The organism is Amycolatopsis sp. NPDC051716 (assembly GCF_040681595.1).
Classification (GTDB): domain Bacteria; phylum Actinomycetota; class Actinomycetes; order Mycobacteriales; family Pseudonocardiaceae; genus Amycolatopsis.
The window spans coordinates 1-15,084 of record NZ_JBFAZA010000014.1; the positions used below are offsets into that span (position 1 = coordinate 1).

At 72.4% G+C, this 15,084-nt stretch carries 14 protein-coding genes; 10 read left to right on the forward strand and 4 right to left on the reverse strand.

Going from position 1 to position 15,084, the window contains the following annotated elements; all coding sequences use genetic code 11:
• Positions 1–145: 145 nt before the first annotated feature.
• On the reverse strand, positions 146–919 hold the full coding sequence (locus AB0M30_RS20370; RefSeq protein WP_364585682.1) for a crotonase/enoyl-CoA hydratase family protein: 774 nt from the start codon (positions 917–919) through the stop codon (positions 146–148).
• A gap of 101 nt (positions 920–1,020) precedes the next feature.
• Between AB0M30_RS20370 and AB0M30_RS20375 the strand changes: the two genes are divergently transcribed.
• The 5 genes from AB0M30_RS20375 to AB0M30_RS20395 all read left to right on the forward strand — a co-directional run bounded on the left by AB0M30_RS20375 (position 1,021) and on the right by AB0M30_RS20395 (position 3,899).
• Positions 1,021–1,188 carry a hypothetical protein gene (locus AB0M30_RS20375; protein ID WP_014466828.1) on the forward strand — a complete coding sequence of 56 codons (168 nt, stop codon included), beginning with the start codon at positions 1,021–1,023 and terminating at the stop codon, positions 1,186–1,188.
• A 360-nt stretch (positions 1,189–1,548) separates the two neighbouring features.
• Positions 1,549–2,031 carry a hypothetical protein gene (locus AB0M30_RS20380; protein ID WP_013224355.1) on the forward strand — a complete coding sequence of 161 codons (483 nt, stop codon included), beginning with the start codon at positions 1,549–1,551 and terminating at the stop codon, positions 2,029–2,031.
• A 123-nt stretch (positions 2,032–2,154) separates the two neighbouring features.
• Positions 2,155–3,063: a lytic murein transglycosylase gene (locus AB0M30_RS20385; RefSeq protein ID WP_364585684.1), complete on the forward strand. Its 909-nt coding sequence runs from the start codon at positions 2,155–2,157 to the stop codon at positions 3,061–3,063.
• Between the two features lie 109 nt (positions 3,064–3,172).
• Complete coding sequence (locus AB0M30_RS20390; RefSeq protein WP_364586003.1) at positions 3,173–3,547, forward strand: hypothetical protein; 375 nt, start codon at positions 3,173–3,175, stop codon at positions 3,545–3,547.
• Between the two features lie 10 nt (positions 3,548–3,557).
• Positions 3,558–3,899: a DUF3817 domain-containing protein gene (locus AB0M30_RS20395; protein WP_013224358.1), complete on the forward strand. Its 342-nt coding sequence runs from the start codon at positions 3,558–3,560 to the stop codon at positions 3,897–3,899.
• On the opposite strand, the gene AB0M30_RS20400 is transcribed toward AB0M30_RS20395, so the two are convergent.
• A complete protein-coding gene (locus AB0M30_RS20400) occupies positions 3,877–5,310 on the reverse strand; it encodes an MFS transporter (protein WP_364585686.1) in 1,434 nt (477 codons plus the stop codon). The genes AB0M30_RS20395 and AB0M30_RS20400 overlap by 23 nt on opposite strands.
• 135 nt (positions 5,311–5,445) lie before the next feature.
• Between AB0M30_RS20400 and AB0M30_RS20405 the strand changes: the two genes are divergently transcribed.
• The gene (locus AB0M30_RS20405) at positions 5,446–6,009 is read left to right on the forward strand and encodes a TetR/AcrR family transcriptional regulator (RefSeq protein WP_364585688.1); all 564 of its coding nucleotides are present in this window, start codon (positions 5,446–5,448) and stop codon (positions 6,007–6,009) included.
• Positions 6,010–6,027: 18 nt separating this feature from the next.
• On the opposite strand, the gene AB0M30_RS20410 is transcribed toward AB0M30_RS20405, so the two are convergent.
• A complete protein-coding gene (locus tag AB0M30_RS20410; protein WP_364585690.1) occupies positions 6,028–7,620 on the reverse strand; it encodes a cation acetate symporter in 1,593 nt (530 codons plus the stop codon).
• Positions 7,617–8,054 (reverse strand): DUF485 domain-containing protein, encoded by a 438-nt coding sequence (locus AB0M30_RS20415; protein ID WP_364585692.1) that lies wholly within the window; start codon positions 8,052–8,054, stop codon positions 7,617–7,619. Before AB0M30_RS20415 ends, AB0M30_RS20410 begins: the two co-directional genes overlap by 4 nt.
• Positions 8,055–9,090: 1,036 nt before the next feature.
• On the opposite strand from AB0M30_RS20415, the gene AB0M30_RS20420 reads away from it, so the two are divergent.
• Genes AB0M30_RS20420 through AB0M30_RS20435 form a run of 4 tightly spaced genes read left to right on the forward strand, consistent with a single transcriptional unit; the run spans position 9,091 to position 15,049 of the window.
• Positions 9,091–13,284, forward strand: a complete 4,194-nt coding sequence (locus tag AB0M30_RS20420) for a nitrate- and nitrite sensing domain-containing protein (protein ID WP_364586005.1) — start codon at positions 9,091–9,093, stop codon at positions 13,282–13,284.
• Positions 13,281–13,733: a roadblock/LC7 domain-containing protein gene (locus AB0M30_RS20425; protein WP_004561253.1), complete on the forward strand. Its 453-nt coding sequence runs from the start codon at positions 13,281–13,283 to the stop codon at positions 13,731–13,733. Before AB0M30_RS20420 ends, AB0M30_RS20425 begins: the two co-directional genes overlap by 4 nt.
• Positions 13,734–13,740: 7 nt before the next feature.
• A complete protein-coding gene (locus tag AB0M30_RS20430) occupies positions 13,741–14,457 on the forward strand; it encodes a DUF742 domain-containing protein (protein ID WP_233226201.1) in 717 nt (238 codons plus the stop codon).
• A 28-nt stretch (positions 14,458–14,485) separates the two neighbouring features.
• Positions 14,486–15,049, forward strand: a complete 564-nt coding sequence (locus AB0M30_RS20435; protein ID WP_013224365.1) for an ATP/GTP-binding protein — start codon at positions 14,486–14,488, stop codon at positions 15,047–15,049.
• The last annotated feature ends 35 nt before the right edge of the window (positions 15,050–15,084 follow it).

Here is a 15,084-nt window from a genome sequence, read left to right on the forward strand (position 1 = left end):
CATCGGCCAGAACACCCCAGCCGAAACCCGAACCAACTATCGTCAGGCCCCGGCTGCCTAACAACCCCGTGTCCGCCCCACCGGGGCAACTCCACGAGTCGACTCCTCAATCACGCGAGTTGACCTCCCGATCACGGGTGATGCCTCACGTGAAGGTGCCGTGGCGGCCTTCGCCGCCGGTGAAGCGGGCGGCGCCCTCGACCGCCTCCGCCGCCAGGACGCCCGTGCCCATCGCTGCGGCGAACTCGGCCGCCAGGGCGTCCTCTTCGGACTCGCCCCACTGGGCCAGCGCGGAGCGGCGGTCGCCGCGCAGGCAGGCCTGGGGGAACGCCGCCAGCTGCCGGGCCAGCTCCTGAGCCGCCGTCACCGCCTCGCCGGCCGGCACCAGCCGGTTGGCCAAGCCGATCTCGACGGCCTCGGTGGCGTCGACCGGCCGGCCGGTGAGGATCAGGTCCATCGCGCGCGACTGGCCGATCAGGCGCGGCAGCCGCACCGTCCCGCCGTCGATCAGCGGGACGCCCCAGCGGCGGCAGAACACGCCGAACACCGCCGTCGCGTCCGCGACGCGCAGGTCGCACCACAGCGCCAGCTCGAGCCCGCCCGCGACGGCCGGCCCGTGGACCGCCGCGATCACCGGCTTGCCGAGGGCCATCCGGGTGGGCCCCATCGGGCCGTCCCCGTCCGGGCGAGTGCGGTTCATCCGGTCGGTGCCGATCGCCTTCAGATCGGCCCCCGCGCAGAACGCGCCGCCGGCTCCGGTCAGCACCGCGACGGCCGCGTCCGGGTCGGCGTCGAACGCGCGGAAGGCGTCGGCCAGCTCCGCCGCCGTGGGCGCGTCGACGGCGTTGCGCGCGGCCGGGCGATCGATGGTGATCGTCGTCACCGCGCCGTCCCGCTGCACCAGCACGTTCCGGGACATGGCCGCTCCTGGGTTGATCGAGGTGTCTTCCACGCACGCCTTCCCTACAGTATTGGGGTGGCCACTCCCAGGACGGGGACGGCGAGCCGGGGAGGAAGCGCATGTCGGGCGGCGTCAAGAAGATTCTCATCGTGGGCGTGGTCGCGCTCGTGCTCTTCCTCCTGATCACCCAGCCCACCCAGTCCGCCGACTTCGTGCACCGCGTGCTCGGCTGGCTCAAGGACGGCGCCGAAGCGATCGTCACGTTCTTCCGCGCCCTCTTCTCCTGACCTGGTGCTTCTGCGTACCGGCGCCGCCACGGGCGGTGCCGGTGGCTACCGTGCGTGTTAACGGACGGTAAATCACCCTGCGTCACCGATCCCGGATTTCGGACTCCGACACTCGACCATCCGGGTGGATTGCGGCCGAAAACGCGCAGGTCGTCGAATTCGTGGCACCCGGGGTCTGGCGAAGACGACCACCCCGGCCCTACGGTGCTCACATTGCGTGATCGGGTGGTTCGCCATCCCCCCGGAGAACCCCGGTACGCAGGCAGTTTCCACTCAGCAAGGTGCAGGTTGGTGCGTGCGGCACCACCGCGTGGGACAGGCGTCAGGCCTGTCCGTCGGGGACCTACATAGGAGGCAGGGATGACCGGAGATCCCGGAGTGGACGCGTTGATCCGGCAGTGGGCCGCCGAGCGCGAGAGGACTCCCGAGGAGCAGGAGGTCGACCGCATCGCTTCCGCGTGGCTGGCCGACGCTCCCGCGCAAGCCCCGGGCATTCCCGGCCAGCGAGCCCGGACCGGACAGTCGCGGTTCGTCCCCGTCGAGTCGGCCGATCCCGGCTACCTCGCCGCGATGCGCAGCCGGCTGCCGGAGGTGCCCGAAGAGCTCCTCACCGCCGCCGCGGGCTGGTGGCAGATGGTCGGCGGCGTCGCCGAAGCCGAGGAGTGGTGGGACGCCGGCATCAGCCCGCTCGACCAGCGGGCTCTCGACTACCGGGCGGCCGGGCTGGCGCCGTCCGACCTGAGCCGCCGGCTCGGGCCGATGACCGTCCTGCAGCACCTGCGCCGCGGCAGCGCCCCGGCCTGGTGCGTGGCGCGGCTCGCGCGGCAGCAGAAATCCGCCTGACGAGACGTTTTCCACTCGGCTGGGTGACCCGGTGTGATGAGACGATCGAGACGACCCGCGTAACGCTAACCTGCGCGGGCTCGTTGACAGTTCGTCGACACCACGCTGGAGGACCGGAGTTTCGTGCGCACCAGGACCGGAAAGACCGAGGACGACCCGATCGGCCCGAGTGCCGAGGAAGCCGTCCCCGCCGCACCGGCACCGCGCTCTCCGGGCGTCGCCGTGCTCACCCGACTGCTCGTGGTCCTCGCCGTGCTGGCGGTGGCCGGCGGCGGGATCTGGCTCGTCACCCGCGCCGCGACGCCGGAGGCGAGCCCGACCACCACCGAAATCCCCGCCTTGCAGGTCAAGGCGGCCGACGTCCGCCCGGGCTCGGTCGCCCCGGCCGGCGGCGCGGTGGCGGGCGGGGCGGAGCAGCAGACGTCTCCCCAGCAGGCCCACAGCACGGGGCCGGCGACGCTGTCCCAGTGGGCGGCCCAGGTCGCGGCGGCCACCGGGGTCCCGGCGCGGGCCCTGCAGGCCTACGGCAACGCGGAATTGGCGCTGCGCGCGGACCAGCCGGGCTGCAAGATCTCGTGGGCCACCCTCGCGGGCATCGGCCGCATCGAGTCCAACCACGGCCAGTACGCGGGCGCCGTCCTCGGCGCCGACGGCCGCCCCTCCAAACCGATCACCGGCGTCCCGCTCGACGGATCGGCCGGAGTCCAGGCGATCGGCGACACGGACGGCGGCCGCTACGACGGCGACGCCGGGGTGGACCGGGCGGTCGGCCCGATGCAGTTCATCCCGGGCACCTGGCGCAAGTGGGCCTCCGACGGCAACGGCGACGGCCTCGGCGACCCCCAGCAGATCGACGACGCGGCCTTGGCGGCGGCGCGGTACCTGTGCGCGGGCGGCCGGGACATGGCCGGTCCGAGCGGGTGGTGGGCGGGGATCCTGTCCTACAACAACTCGACGGAGTACGCGCAGAAGGTGTTCGGGCTCGCGGACGGGTATGCGAAGGCCGCCCAGTCGGTGCGCAAGCAGGGCTGAGAGCCTGGCCACCTCGGCCGCGACCGCGCGTCGTCCCTCAGCTCGCCAGTGCTAGCGTCGGAGCGTGCCAGCTTCCCCGCCACCGGCGGCCTCCCCGTGGGGACGGCGGATCGCGATCGTCGCGACCTGCCTGGTGAGCCTGCTCGTCTGCTGCGGGCTCGCCTGGTGGCAGTGGGACCGCTTCACCTCCGCGAACGGCACCTTCCAGAACCTCGGCTACGTCCTGCAGTGGCCGCTGTTCGGGCTCTTCCCGGCCTTCATGTTCTGGCGGATCAGCAAGCTCCGGCAGAAGGCCGAAGCCGAAGCCGAAGCTGGAACCGAAGCGGCCGAGCAGCGCGTCGAGCCGGAAGACAAACCCGCGGTGCCCGCTCCACGCCCCCGTCCGGACGTCGCCGAGGCGATCACCGACGAGGACGAGGAGCTGGCCGCCTACAACCGTTACCTGCGCGAGCTGAACGCCCGCGATCAGCAGGCCGCAGAGTGAGGACGACCCGATGACCACCAGCACCGAAGGCGCCCGGACCGCCGTGCCGCTCGCCGGCCCCCTGGTGCGGTTCCGCACCGCCGCCTACGTCACCGGTGTCGGCCTGCTGGGCCTGTGCTTCGTGATGGTGCTGCGGTACGCCTTCGGCAACCCGACGCCGTCGGCGATCTACTCGCCCATCCACGGCGTGCTCTACATGATCTACCTGGTGCTCACCATCGACCTGGCGATCAAGGCCCGCTGGTCGATCAAGGGCACCGTGCTGGTGCTGCTGGCCGGCTGCGTCCCGTTCGTCTCGTTCCTCGTCGAGCGCCGGGTGACGCACAAGGTCAAGGCCGGGCAGAAGCTGTAGCCGGGAGCTGACGGCGGAAGGTCAGCGCCACCAGCACCGTGCAGGCGGCGAACACCGCGGCGGTCGAGAACGCCGCCGTCATGCCGTCGACCGTCAGCTGCGCGCCCGTCGTGCCCGCCGAGCGGGTGACCGAGCCGAACACCGTGACCAGGACGGCCAGCCCGAGCGTGCTGCCGACCTGCTGCATCGTCTGCAGCACGCCGCCCGCCGCGCCCGCGTCTTCGTTCGGCACGGTGGCCATCACGATCACGTTCAGCGGGGCGAACGACAGCCCGCCGCCGAGGCCCATCAGCAGCAGCGGCCCGAGCAACGCCGGGAAGTACGTGCTGTTCGTGGTGAGCAGCGTGAGCCAGCCGACGCCGGTGACCATCAGGAGCGAGCCGGTGACGGCCAGGGGCTTCGGGCCGTAGCGGGGGAGCAGCCGCGGCACGAGCCGGCTCATCGTGAAGATCAGCACCGCCATCGGCAGGAACGCGAACCCGGTCGCCAGCGCCGCGAAGTGCCGGATGTCCTGCATGAACTGGGTCAGGAAGAAGAACATCGACATCATCGCCATCGGCCCGAGGAAGAAGTTGACGTAGGCCGCGCTGCGGTTGCGGTCGGCGAACAGCCGCAGCGGGACCAGCGGTGTCGCGGTGCGGGCTTCGATGGCGACGAAGCCGGCGAGCAGCGTCAGGCCGCCGGCGAGCGAGCCGAGCGTCACCGGGTTGCCCCAGCCGTCGGACGCGGCGTGGGTGAAGGCGAACACGAGCGCGCCGACGCCGAGGGTGCCGGTGATCGCCCCGGGCAGGTCCAGGTGCGCCCGGCGGCGTTCGGGTTCGGGCACGAACCGCGGGGCGAGCAGGGCGATCGCCACGCCGAACGGGACGTTGATGAACAGCGCGGCGCGCCACGAAATCCACTCGGTGAGCAGGCCGCCGACGATCAGGCCGATCGCGAAGCCGCCGCTCGACATCGCGGAGAACAGCGCCAGCGCGCGGACGCGGGCCTTGGCCTCGGTGAACGTCGTCGTGACCAGCGCCAGGGTGCTCGGACCCGCCATCGCGGCGCCGACCCCCTGCAGGACGCGAGCGGTGATGAGGAGCGCGGCCGAGTCGGCGAGGCCGCCGGCCAGCGAGGCGAGGGTGAACAGCGCGGTGCCCGCGACGAACATGCGCCGCCGTCCGAACAGGTCGCCCGCCCGGCCGCCGAGCAGCAGCAGGCCGCCGAAGACGAGGCTGTAGGCCGTCATCACCCAGGACAGGCCGGTGGCGGAAAACCCCAGGTCGGACTGGATGCGCGGGAGTGCGACGTTCATCACCGTCGCGTCGAGGACGAGCATGAGCTGGCAGGTCAGGATGATCGCGAGGACCAGCCCGCTGCGCCGGCCCCGGACCGGTGCGGGCGCACGGTCGAGTGTCTGGTGCGACAAGGGATACTCCCCCAAGGAGTAAGAGATGAAGCGGAGATGTTCTCCGCTTGGCTGTGATCCGATAATATGGAGAGTGTCTCCGGATGCGCAAGTGAATTCGGAGAATCTCTCCGGTTAAGTGGCGAGGAGGCCGGGATGCCCGAGGCGGGTGAGCGTCCGATGCGCGCGGACGCGCGGCGCAACTACGAGCGCATCGTCGCGACGGCGAAGGACCTCTTCACCGCCCATGGCGCCGACGTGCCGCTGGACGACGTCGCCAAGAAGGCCGGCGTCGGCGCGGGCACCCTCTACCGGCACTTCCCGACCCGGGAAAAGCTGTTCGAAGCGGTCTACCGCGACGAGATCACGGTGCTCGCCGACCGCGCGTTCGTGCTGCACGACGAGCTGCCGCCGTGGGAGGCCCTGGAAGCGTGGCTGCTCGCCCAGGTCACCTGGGTCGTCGAGCGGCACAAGCTGGCGACGATCCTCAAGGAGTCCATCGATTCCGGCTCGGAGACCTTCCTGTACTGCCAGAAGCGGCTTCGCGAAGCGACCGGCGTGCTCGTCGAAGCGGCGCAGGAGGCCGGCCTGGTCCGCCCGGACGTCGTCGGGGCGGACGTCCTCCGGCTGGGCCACGGCGCCGGGATGGCCGTGCGCAACTGCAGCCCGGACGACGGCCGGCGCGTGCTGAACGTGATCCTGGACGGCCTGCGCGCGTGACGCGGGCCGGCCGGGGGATCAGCTCCCGATGCCGGTCATCGAGCGGACCTCCATCTCCGCCTGCTTTTCCGCGTCCGCCTTCGGCCGGCCCACCAGCGTTCCGACGAACCCGCACAGGAACGAGAACGGGATCGACACCAGGCCCGGGTTCTTCAGCGGGAACCAGGCGAAGTCGATGCTCCGGAAGACCGAGTCCGGAGCGCCCGAGACCACCGGCGAGAACAGCACCAGCAGCAGGCACGCGATCAGGCCGCCATACATGCCCCAAAGCGTGCCGGTGGTGTTGAACCGCTTCCAGAACAACGAGTACAGCAGCGTCGACAGGTTCGCCGACGCCGCCACCGCGAACGCCAGCGCCACCAGGAACGCGACGTTCTGCCCGTTCGCCAGCACGCCGCCGACGATCGCCAGCGCGCCCACCACGATCGCGGTCATCCGCGCCACCCGGACCTCGTCCGCCGGCTCGGCCTTGCCGCGCTTGAAGATGTTCGCGTAGACGTCGTGGGCGAACGAGGCCGACGCGGTGATCGTCAGGCCGGCCACCACCGCGAGGATCGTCGCGAACGCCACCGCGGCGATCACGCCCAGCAGCAGCGTCCCGCCGATGTGCAGCGCCAGCAGCGGCGCCGCCGAGTTCTCCCCGCCCGGCGCGGTCTTGATCTCGTCCGCGCCGACCAGCGCGGCCGCGCCGAAGCCGATCACCAGCGTGCACACGTAGAAGATCAGCATGCACACGGTGGCCCAGACGACCGAGCGGCGCGCCTCGAAGGAGTTCGGCACCGTGTAGAAGCGCATCAGCAGGTGGGGCAGCGACGACAGGCCGAGCACCAGGGCCAGCGCGAGCGACACGAAGTCGAGCTTGGTGGTGTTGTCCTTGCCGTAGGAGCCGCCGGGTTCCAGGAGGTGCTCGCCCAGCGGGCTCTTCTCGGTCGCGGCCGAGAGCAGGTTCGAGAAGCTGAAGCCGAACTTGCCGAACAGGAACACCGCGATCAGCACCACGGCCAGCATCAGCACGCCGGCCTTGATGATCTGCACCCACGTGGTGCCCTTCATCCCGCCGACCAGCACGTACAGCACCATGACCAGCCCGACCACGCCGATCACCAGCGCCTGCCCGAGCCGGGTGTGGATGTTGAGCAGCAGGGCGACCAGCCCGCCCGCGCCCGCCATCTGCGCCAGCATGTAGAACAGCGAGATCACCAGGGTCGACGTCGCCGCCGCGGCCCGCACCGGGCGCTGGTTCATCCGGAAGCTGACGACGTCGCCCATCGTGAACCGGCCGGTGTTGCGCAGCAGCTCGGCGATCAGCAGCAGGTCCACCAGCCAGGCGACCAGGAAGCCGATCGAGTAGAGGAAGCCGTCGTAACCGTGGACGGCGATCGCGCCCGCGATGCCGAGGAACGACGCCGCCGAGAGGAAGTCCCCGGAGAGGGCGATGCCGTTCTGGCGGCCGGTGAAGGCGCTGCCCGCGGCGTAGTAGTCCGACGTCGAGGAGGTCCGGCTGCCGGCCCGGTAGACCACGTACAGGGTGATCGCCACGAACAGGGCGAACACGACGGTGTTGACGACGGGGTCGCTGGCGGGCTGCCCGGCCGCGGCGAGCGCGGTCATCGGCGCTGGTCTTCCGCCAGGCCCGCCCGCGCCCGCAGGGCGGCGACGCGTGGATCGAGCCGGCGGCGCGCGTACCGCAGGTAGAGCCAGGTGATCAGCGCGGTGCTGGCGAACTGGCCCAGGCCGAGCAGGATGGCGACGTTGACCTGGCCGAACACCTTGCGGCTCATGAAGTCGTGCGCGTACGCGGCCAGCAGCACGTACGTCATGTACCAGGCGAAGAAGGCGAAGCTCAGCGGGAAGACGAAGCCGCGGAACCGGCGGCGCAGCGCGACGAACTCGGGGCTGGCCTGGATCGCGGTGTAGTCGGGGCCCGAGGGGGCGGCGGGCCGGTGGGGTGGGACCCCGGCCGGGCCGGGCCCCGCGGGCAGGACCGGGATCCGGCTCGTCTCCTCGAGGGCGTTGGCCGGCGTCGGCCGCGCTACGTCGTACATGGTGCCTCCGGCAGAGTGCCTCCGTGGCGGCGGGCCCGGGTGCCTGCGGACAGGGAGCCGGGCCGCCCTTGCGGACTGCGAGGGCACATCGTAACTACGCCATCCGGCGGCTGCCGAAGGCGGCCGGACCGTCCGGTCGGTCCGCGAGCCGGTATTCGTATTCCCGCCCCGGTGTCGAATGGGTGACCGGCCACAACGCGGGTGACAACGCGCTGCGGAGAACGTCCGTAATGCCGAAAACAATTGTGACGGGACGTTGCATTGATGGGAGGGCGCTGCGGCGAACGGGGGAACGGCGCCGGTCGGCTCGCCGACCCGGTCACGGAAAGTAGTCGTTTCCCGGACTTGATCCGGCGCGCGGGTGGCCCGGCGGCCGGGAGGGCGGCGAAGAGCCACTGGTCAGCGGCGGGTTTCGAAAGAAATCACCGGGTCGGGGCCGGGGAACGCGGAACGCCACAACATCGGGCACATCTTGAGACTTGACCCACCCGTTGGTGGTACGCAGTGTAGATCGACCGAGGGATACTGCTAGCCTGCCTGGGCTAATCGGGTGATGGCCGGATGCGACGGGCCCCCGCGTCCGGTAACCGGAATTCCCTCTTCGGGGGCGGTGAGGCGAAATGTCCTGGCCGGTGTCCGGTCGCGAAAGCGCTTTTCGCAGGTCAGCGCCCGAGTGGGGAACACAATTGACCGGCACGGCATCGGGGGTACGATTCTTTGGCCCAGCTCACCGCAGCGATCGATTGGCACCGATAAAGTTGATCTCGATCACCGTGCACAACGCAAGTTGCGACGTGCACGTGCATAGTCCCGGGCAGCAGGGTCCCGGGCGCGAGGCGACGAGGCGGTGCCTGCCCGGCGACGGGCGCGCGGACGGCGGGGCGGCCGGGGACGAGCGAGGGCGCCGGGGAAGCGGCAGGGCGGGGACGGCACGGCCGTCCGGCGGCCCGTCGCGAGCCGGGACGCCGCGCCGCCGACGCGGATCCATGACGCCGGACAGGGAGTCACTCACGTGACCGTTGCAGGAGAAGGTCAGGTGCCCGTCGGGGAGTTGCTCGGCCGAGCGCCCCGGCGGTCCAAGGGAAAGGCCGTGTGGCGCGCCCTCGTGCAGTGGCGCGACTGGAGCCTGCCCGTCAAGCTTTCGGCCGTCACGGTCGTGCCGATCGTCCTCGCGCTGGTGCTGGGCATCGCGACGATCGCCGCGCAGGTCGGCCGCTCGGACGAGTACCAGCGGCTCGACCGGCTCGTCGCGCTCGGCGGCGGCGTGCGCTCGCTCACCACCGCCCTCCAGCAGGAACGCACGGTCACCTCGGCGATGCTGACCGCGGGCACCGTCGGCGGCACCCCCGAGCTGGCCGCGGCGCGCAAGGCCACCGACGCCGCCACCGGCCCCTTCACCGCGGAGCAGGCGCGCGCCGCCCAAGCCGAACCCGGCGTGTCCGGTGCCGCCGGCACGGCCTCCGCGCAGGTCGGCAACCTCGCTTTCCTGCGCCGTCAGGTCGACGGCGGTCAGCTCGACCCCGGCCAGGCCATCACGGCGTACTCCGCCCTCACCGGGTCGCTCATCAGCCTCGACACGGCGGCCACCGCGGGCGCCGGCGACGGCACCCTCGGCGGCCTGCCCGCCGGGCTGCACGAACTGCTGGTCGCCGGCGAGCAGGTGTCGCTCAGCCAGGCCCTGGTCTCCTACGGCGTCGGCCGCGCGGGCCTGACGCCGAGCGAGCTGGCCACCCTGCGCGCCGCCGAGCTGCGGCTCGCCGACCGGCTCGTCGACTTCCGCTCCGCCGCGGGCGACACGCTGCAGCGCGACTTCGCGGCGATCGCCGAAGGCGCGCAGGCGCAGAGCCGGGCCCGGATGGTCGAGACGGTGCTGAACGCGCAGAGCGGCGCGGTGGACAACGCGTTCCGCGCGCTGCCGGCCGCGGACTGGACCGCCGCCTCCGCGGCGATGCGCACGCAGATCGGCTCGGTCGCCGACCGGCTCGGCGCGTCGGCGGCGCGGACGGCGGCGGACCTGGTCGACGAGTCCAGCAGCGGGGCCGGCCTGCTCGCGGTGCTGCTGTTCGCCGCGATGGTGCTGGCCGTCGCGGTCGTCTTCCTCATCACCCGCCAGCTGCTGCGCTCGCTGAAGGTGCTGCGCCGCAGCGCCCTCGACGTCGCCGAGACCGCGCTGCCGGAGGCGGTCCGCAACATCCAGGAGGGCCGCGCGCAGGGCACCGACGTCCGGCCGGTCCCGGTGCACACCGACGACGAGGTCGGCGAGGTGGCGCGCGCCTTCGACAAGGTGCACCACCAGGCGCTGCGGCTGGCCACCGAGCAGGCCGCGATGCGGACCGGCTACGGCAGTGTCTTCGTCAACCTCTCGCGGCGCAGCCAGAGCCTGGTGCAGCGGCAGCTGCAGCTGATCGAGCAGCTCGAGCGGGATGAAGAGGACGCCGACCAGCTGGCGACGCTGTTCCAGCTCGACCACCTCGCCACCCGCATGCGGCGCAACAACGAGAACCTGATGGTGCTCTCCGGCGCCGAGCCGGGCCGCCGGTCCGGGAAGCCGGTCGGCACCACCGACATGCTCCGCGCCGCGGTGTCGGAGATCGAGCAGTACCAGCGGGTCCAGGTGCAGCCGCCGCCCCCGGCCCGGATCGTCGGCTACGCGGCGAGCGACCTGATGCGCCTGGTCGCCGAGCTGCTGGACAACGCCGCGGCGTTCTCCGCGCCGGAGACCACGGTGACCGTGGCGTCCCGGCTGGGCGAGGACGGCTCGCTCCACATCGACATCCTGGACAAGGGCATCGGGATGAACGAGTGTGAGGTCATCGAGGCCAACACCCGGCTGACCGAGGCCGGGTCGGTCGACCTGGTGACGTCGCGGCGGATGGGCCTGTTCGTCGTCGGCCGGCTGGCCAGCCGGCACCGGATCGGGGTGTCGCTGCACGGCGGCAAGGACATCGTCGGCGTCCGCGCCACCGTCGTCGTCCCGGCGGAGCTGGTGATGCCGGTGACCGACGGCCCGGCCACCGGCCCGATCGGCGCGCTGCAGCAGCACCCGGCGAGCCCGGCGGCGGGCAACCGGCTGCCGCGCCGCCCGGTCAACGGCCACGCCCGCCCGCGCCCGGTGGTGCCGCCGCAGCCGGCGATGGGGGAGGAGCGCTGGCCGTCGGCGAGCGACCTCGCCGGCCTGTCCGGCGTGCGCCCGCCGTCGGACCTGGAGATTTCCGGTACGGCGCTGTTCGCCCCCATCGAGAAGGACGACGACGTCCCGCCGCAGCGCCCGGCCCTGCCGCAGGTGCCCGCGGTGCTGCCGCTGCCGCAGGGGCAGCCGCCGCGCGGCGACGACCTCCCGGCGGGCAAGGACCTGTTCACGGCCAACGAGACGACGCTCAGCGACTGGTGGCAGGAGGCGACGGCGGGTTCCGAGCCGCCCCCGCCGGCCCCGGCGCCGGACCGCTCGGAGACGACGCCGATCTTCGACGAGATGCTGTCGGCGTGGTTCCGCGAGGACAAGCCGTCGCCCGAGGACGAACCGGCCGCTTCGGCGGAGGCGGCGCCGGAGGAGCGCCGCAGCTGGGACTTCCCGAGCGACGAGAACTTCCGCACGGTCCAGGAGCGGACGAAGGCCGAGCCGACGGCCTTCACCGAGGCGGGCCTCCCGCGCCGCCGCCGCGGCGAGCAGTTGCTCCCGGGCAGCGCCACCCCCTCAGGCCCGGCGGCGACCCCGAAGCCGGCCCCGGCGGGCCCGGACCTCCCGGTCCGCGACCCGGCCGACGTGCGGGGGCGGCTGAGCAGCTTCCAGCAGGGCGTGACCCGTGGCCGCCGCCAGGCCGCGGCCCAGCGGCCGCAAAGGGGCCAGCAGCGCGCGACCCAGCCGGCCCCGGCTGCACCGGCGGTGCAGGGATTGGGGACGGCTCAGGACGCAGCGGCGGCTCAGCAGGCGGCGGCTCAGCAGACGGCCGGGCAGAGTTCCGGCCCGGCGCAAGGCACGCCGGAAGCGGCCGGGCAGGGGAGCGCGGCTCAGCAGGCTGGTTCGCCGGGTGCTGCCGGGCCGGACGCGGGTTCGCCGGAGATGTTCGGGCCGGGCGCGGCTCAGCGGGCCGGTTCGGAAGGACCGGCCGGGCCGGGTGCGGATTCCGCACCGGCCGCGCCGGAGATGTTCCGGCAGCCGGGCGTCGCTCAGCCGGGTGCCGGGCCGGGTGCGGGTTCGGCGCAGGCCGTGCCGGAGATGTTCGGGCAGCCGGGTGCGGCTCAGCGGGCTGGGTCGCCGGGTGCCGGGCAGGGTGCTGATTCGGCACCGGCCGCGCCGGAGATGTTCACGCAGCCGGGCGTGGCTCAGCCGGGTGCCGGGCCGGGTGCGGGTTCGGCGCAGGCTGTGCCGGAGATGTTCGGGCAGCCGGGTGCGGCTCGGCAGGCTGGGTCGCCGGATGCCGGGCAGGGTGCGGAGTCCACCGAGGCCGCGCCGGAGATGTTCGGGCAGCCCGGACAGCAGCCCGGAGCTGAGCAGCAGCCGGGCGACGCACCGGCCGCCGCGGCCGCACAAGTCCCGGCGCCCCCAGCCGGTGCGCAGCCGGAGGCCCCCGAGCACCCCGACGCACCCGAGCAGTCCGACACCCCGGCACAGCCGAAGCTGCAGGGCGACATCTTCGCGGACGGCACCCAGCCGACCCCCCAACCGCCCGCCGAGGACTCGCGACCGGCCGCCCCCGCGCCGGACCAGAGCGCCCGTCCGCAGCTCCCGCAGCCCAGCCGAGGGGCCGCCAAGCTGCCGCAGCGGTCCGTGCCCCTGCCGCAGCCGAGCCGGCCTCGGCCGGGGCCTGACCCGGCCGTCTTCCGGGACTCCGGGCAGCTGCCGGTCGCCAACGGCCGTCCCGCCGTGCCGCCGTCGTCGCTGCCCAGCCGGAAAGCCCCGGAGACGCCTGCTCCGCGCCACGAAGAGACCGCCGTCGAGGCCACCGCCGAGTGGAATTTCGGCACCGACGACGGCTGGCGCGCGGTGCAAGCGGTGTCCCAGTCGACACCGCCCACGTTCACTTCGGCAGGATTGCCCCGGCGCCGTCGCGGGGAGCAGCTGCTTCCGGGCAGCGCCGGACCGTCCACCGGGGCCTCGGCCCCCCGACCACAACGGGACGCACACGACGTGCGCGGCCGCCTGCGGAGTTTCCAGCAGGGCATCGAGCGCGGACGCCACCGCACCGCACAGGCGGCCGAGACCAACCACGAGACCTTGGAGGGTGAATGACCTCGCCGAGTAGCGCTCAGCCGACGCAGAACCAGTTCGGCTGGCTGGTGAACGACTTCGCGGAGCGGGTGCCCGGGGTGGCCCACGCCGTGGTCGTCTCGGCGGACGGCTTGCTGCTGACCGCGTCGAACCGGCTTCCGCTCGACCGGGCCGACCAGCTCGCCGCGGTCGCCTCCGGGCTGGTCAGCCTCACCCAGGGCGCGGCCCGCTGCTTCGAAGCCGGCGCGGTCAACGAGACCGTCGTCGAGATGGAGCTGGGGATCATGGTGCTGATGTCGATCAGCGACGGCTCCTGCCTGGCCGTGCTCGCCGCCCCCAACTGCGACATCGGGCAGGTCGCCTACGAGATGACGATGCTCGTCGACCGGGTCGGTCAGATCCTCACCCCGGAGCTGCGCGCTCAGCTTCAGGGCTCCGGGGGGTCGCTGATCGGCGAACCGGTGGGATGATGGCGCGATGAGCACGGGGTCCGGATTCGACGGCGAACCACCCGCGGGGCGCAGCCCCGCCGGGCGTGGGGACGACGGCACGTTCGCCGACGTCCTCAACGGGTTCACGCTGGATTCCGGCCGTGCCCGCCGGAAGCGCAAGAAGAGCAAGGAGTCCCCGCAACCCCCGGCCGCCGGTGCGCACGCGGCCGCGGATCCGCCGGCGCCCGCGCCGTCGGCCGACCAAGGAGATCGTGTGACCTCTTTAGTCTCTCCACCCGGCAGTACCGACGGGGACAGCCCCAGACCAGGCGGTTTGTTCGACCCGGGCCCGCCCAGCGGCGAATTCGTGATGCCCGCGGTGTTCGAGCAGCCGCCCGCGCCCGAGGAGCTGACGGCGATCGTCCGGCCCTACGCGCTGACCGGAGGCCGCACCCGGGCGAACTACGCCCTGGAGCTGGAGACACTGATCTCCGCGAAGGACTACGCTGCCACCGGTGGCTTCCCCGAAGTGGCCGCGGAGCAGATCGAGTGCATCTCGATCATGGAAGAGTGCCGGACCCCCCGTTCGGTCGCCGAGATCGTTTCGGCGCTGCGGGTTCCTCTGGGGGTGGCCCGGGTGCTGATCAGCGACGCGGCCGACGCGGGGCTGGTCACGGTGCACAAGACGATTACGGGCAATGACGGCGCCGAGGCACATCTGGTGTTGATGGAAAGGGTTTTGAGTGGACTCCGTCGGCTTTAAGGCACCGCGGGACACCGCGCCCCCGACCATGACATCCGCCAAGATCGTGGTGGCTGGCGGCTTCGGTGCGGGGAAGACGACCTTCGTCGGGTCGGTCTCGGAGATCGTGCCGCTGACCACCGAGGCGATGATGACCGACGCCAGCGTCGGCGTCGACAACCTCGACCACACCCCGAACAAGTCGACGACCACGGTGGCGATGGACTTCGGCCGGGTGTCGCTGGACGCGGACCTGATCCTCTACCTGTTCGGCACGCCCGGGCAGCAGCGGTTCTGGTTCATGTGGGACGACCTCGTCCGCGGCGCCATCGGCGCGGTGGTGCTGGCCGACACGCGGCGGCTGGCCGACTCGTTCGCCCCGATCGACTTCTTCGAAGACCGGGGCCTGCCGTACATCGTCGGCGTCAACACGTTCGACGGCGTGCTGGAGCACGACATCAACGACGTCCGCGAGGCGCTGTCGATCGACCCGAACATCCCGATCGTCCGCTGTGACGCGCGGGATCGCGAGTCGACCAAGCAGACGCTGATCACGCTGGTCGAGTACGCCATGCGGCAGTGGATCGCGCTGCGGGCGGCCAACGCCCGCTGACGCCGTCGGGGCCCGGGCCGCGCCCGGGCCCGCTT

Bases quoted from the DNA above. Each gene is read 5' to 3' on its own strand.
- AB0M30_RS20370 (WP_364585682.1), bottom strand. From the start codon at position 919: ATGTCCCGGAACGTGCTGGTGCAGCGGGACGGCGCGGTGACGACGATC.
- AB0M30_RS20375 (WP_014466828.1), top strand. From the start codon at position 1,021: ATGTCGGGCGGCGTCAAGAAGATTCTCATCGTGGGCGTGGTCGCGCTC.
- AB0M30_RS20380 (WP_013224355.1), top strand. From the start codon at position 1,549: ATGACCGGAGATCCCGGAGTGGACGCGTTGATCCGGCAGTGGGCCGCC.
- AB0M30_RS20395 (WP_013224358.1), top strand. From the start codon at position 3,558: ATGACCACCAGCACCGAAGGCGCCCGGACCGCCGTGCCGCTCGCCGGC.
- AB0M30_RS20405 (WP_364585688.1), top strand. From the start codon at position 5,446: ATGCCCGAGGCGGGTGAGCGTCCGATGCGCGCGGACGCGCGGCGCAAC.
- AB0M30_RS20410 (WP_364585690.1), bottom strand. From the start codon at position 7,620: ATGACCGCGCTCGCCGCGGCCGGGCAGCCCGCCAGCGACCCCGTCGTC.
- AB0M30_RS20415 (WP_364585692.1), bottom strand. From the start codon at position 8,054: ATGTACGACGTAGCGCGGCCGACGCCGGCCAACGCCCTCGAGGAGACG.
- AB0M30_RS20425 (WP_004561253.1), top strand. From the start codon at position 13,281: ATGACCTCGCCGAGTAGCGCTCAGCCGACGCAGAACCAGTTCGGCTGG.
- AB0M30_RS20430 (WP_233226201.1), top strand. From the start codon at position 13,741: ATGAGCACGGGGTCCGGATTCGACGGCGAACCACCCGCGGGGCGCAGC.
- AB0M30_RS20435 (WP_013224365.1), top strand. From the start codon at position 14,486: ATGACATCCGCCAAGATCGTGGTGGCTGGCGGCTTCGGTGCGGGGAAG.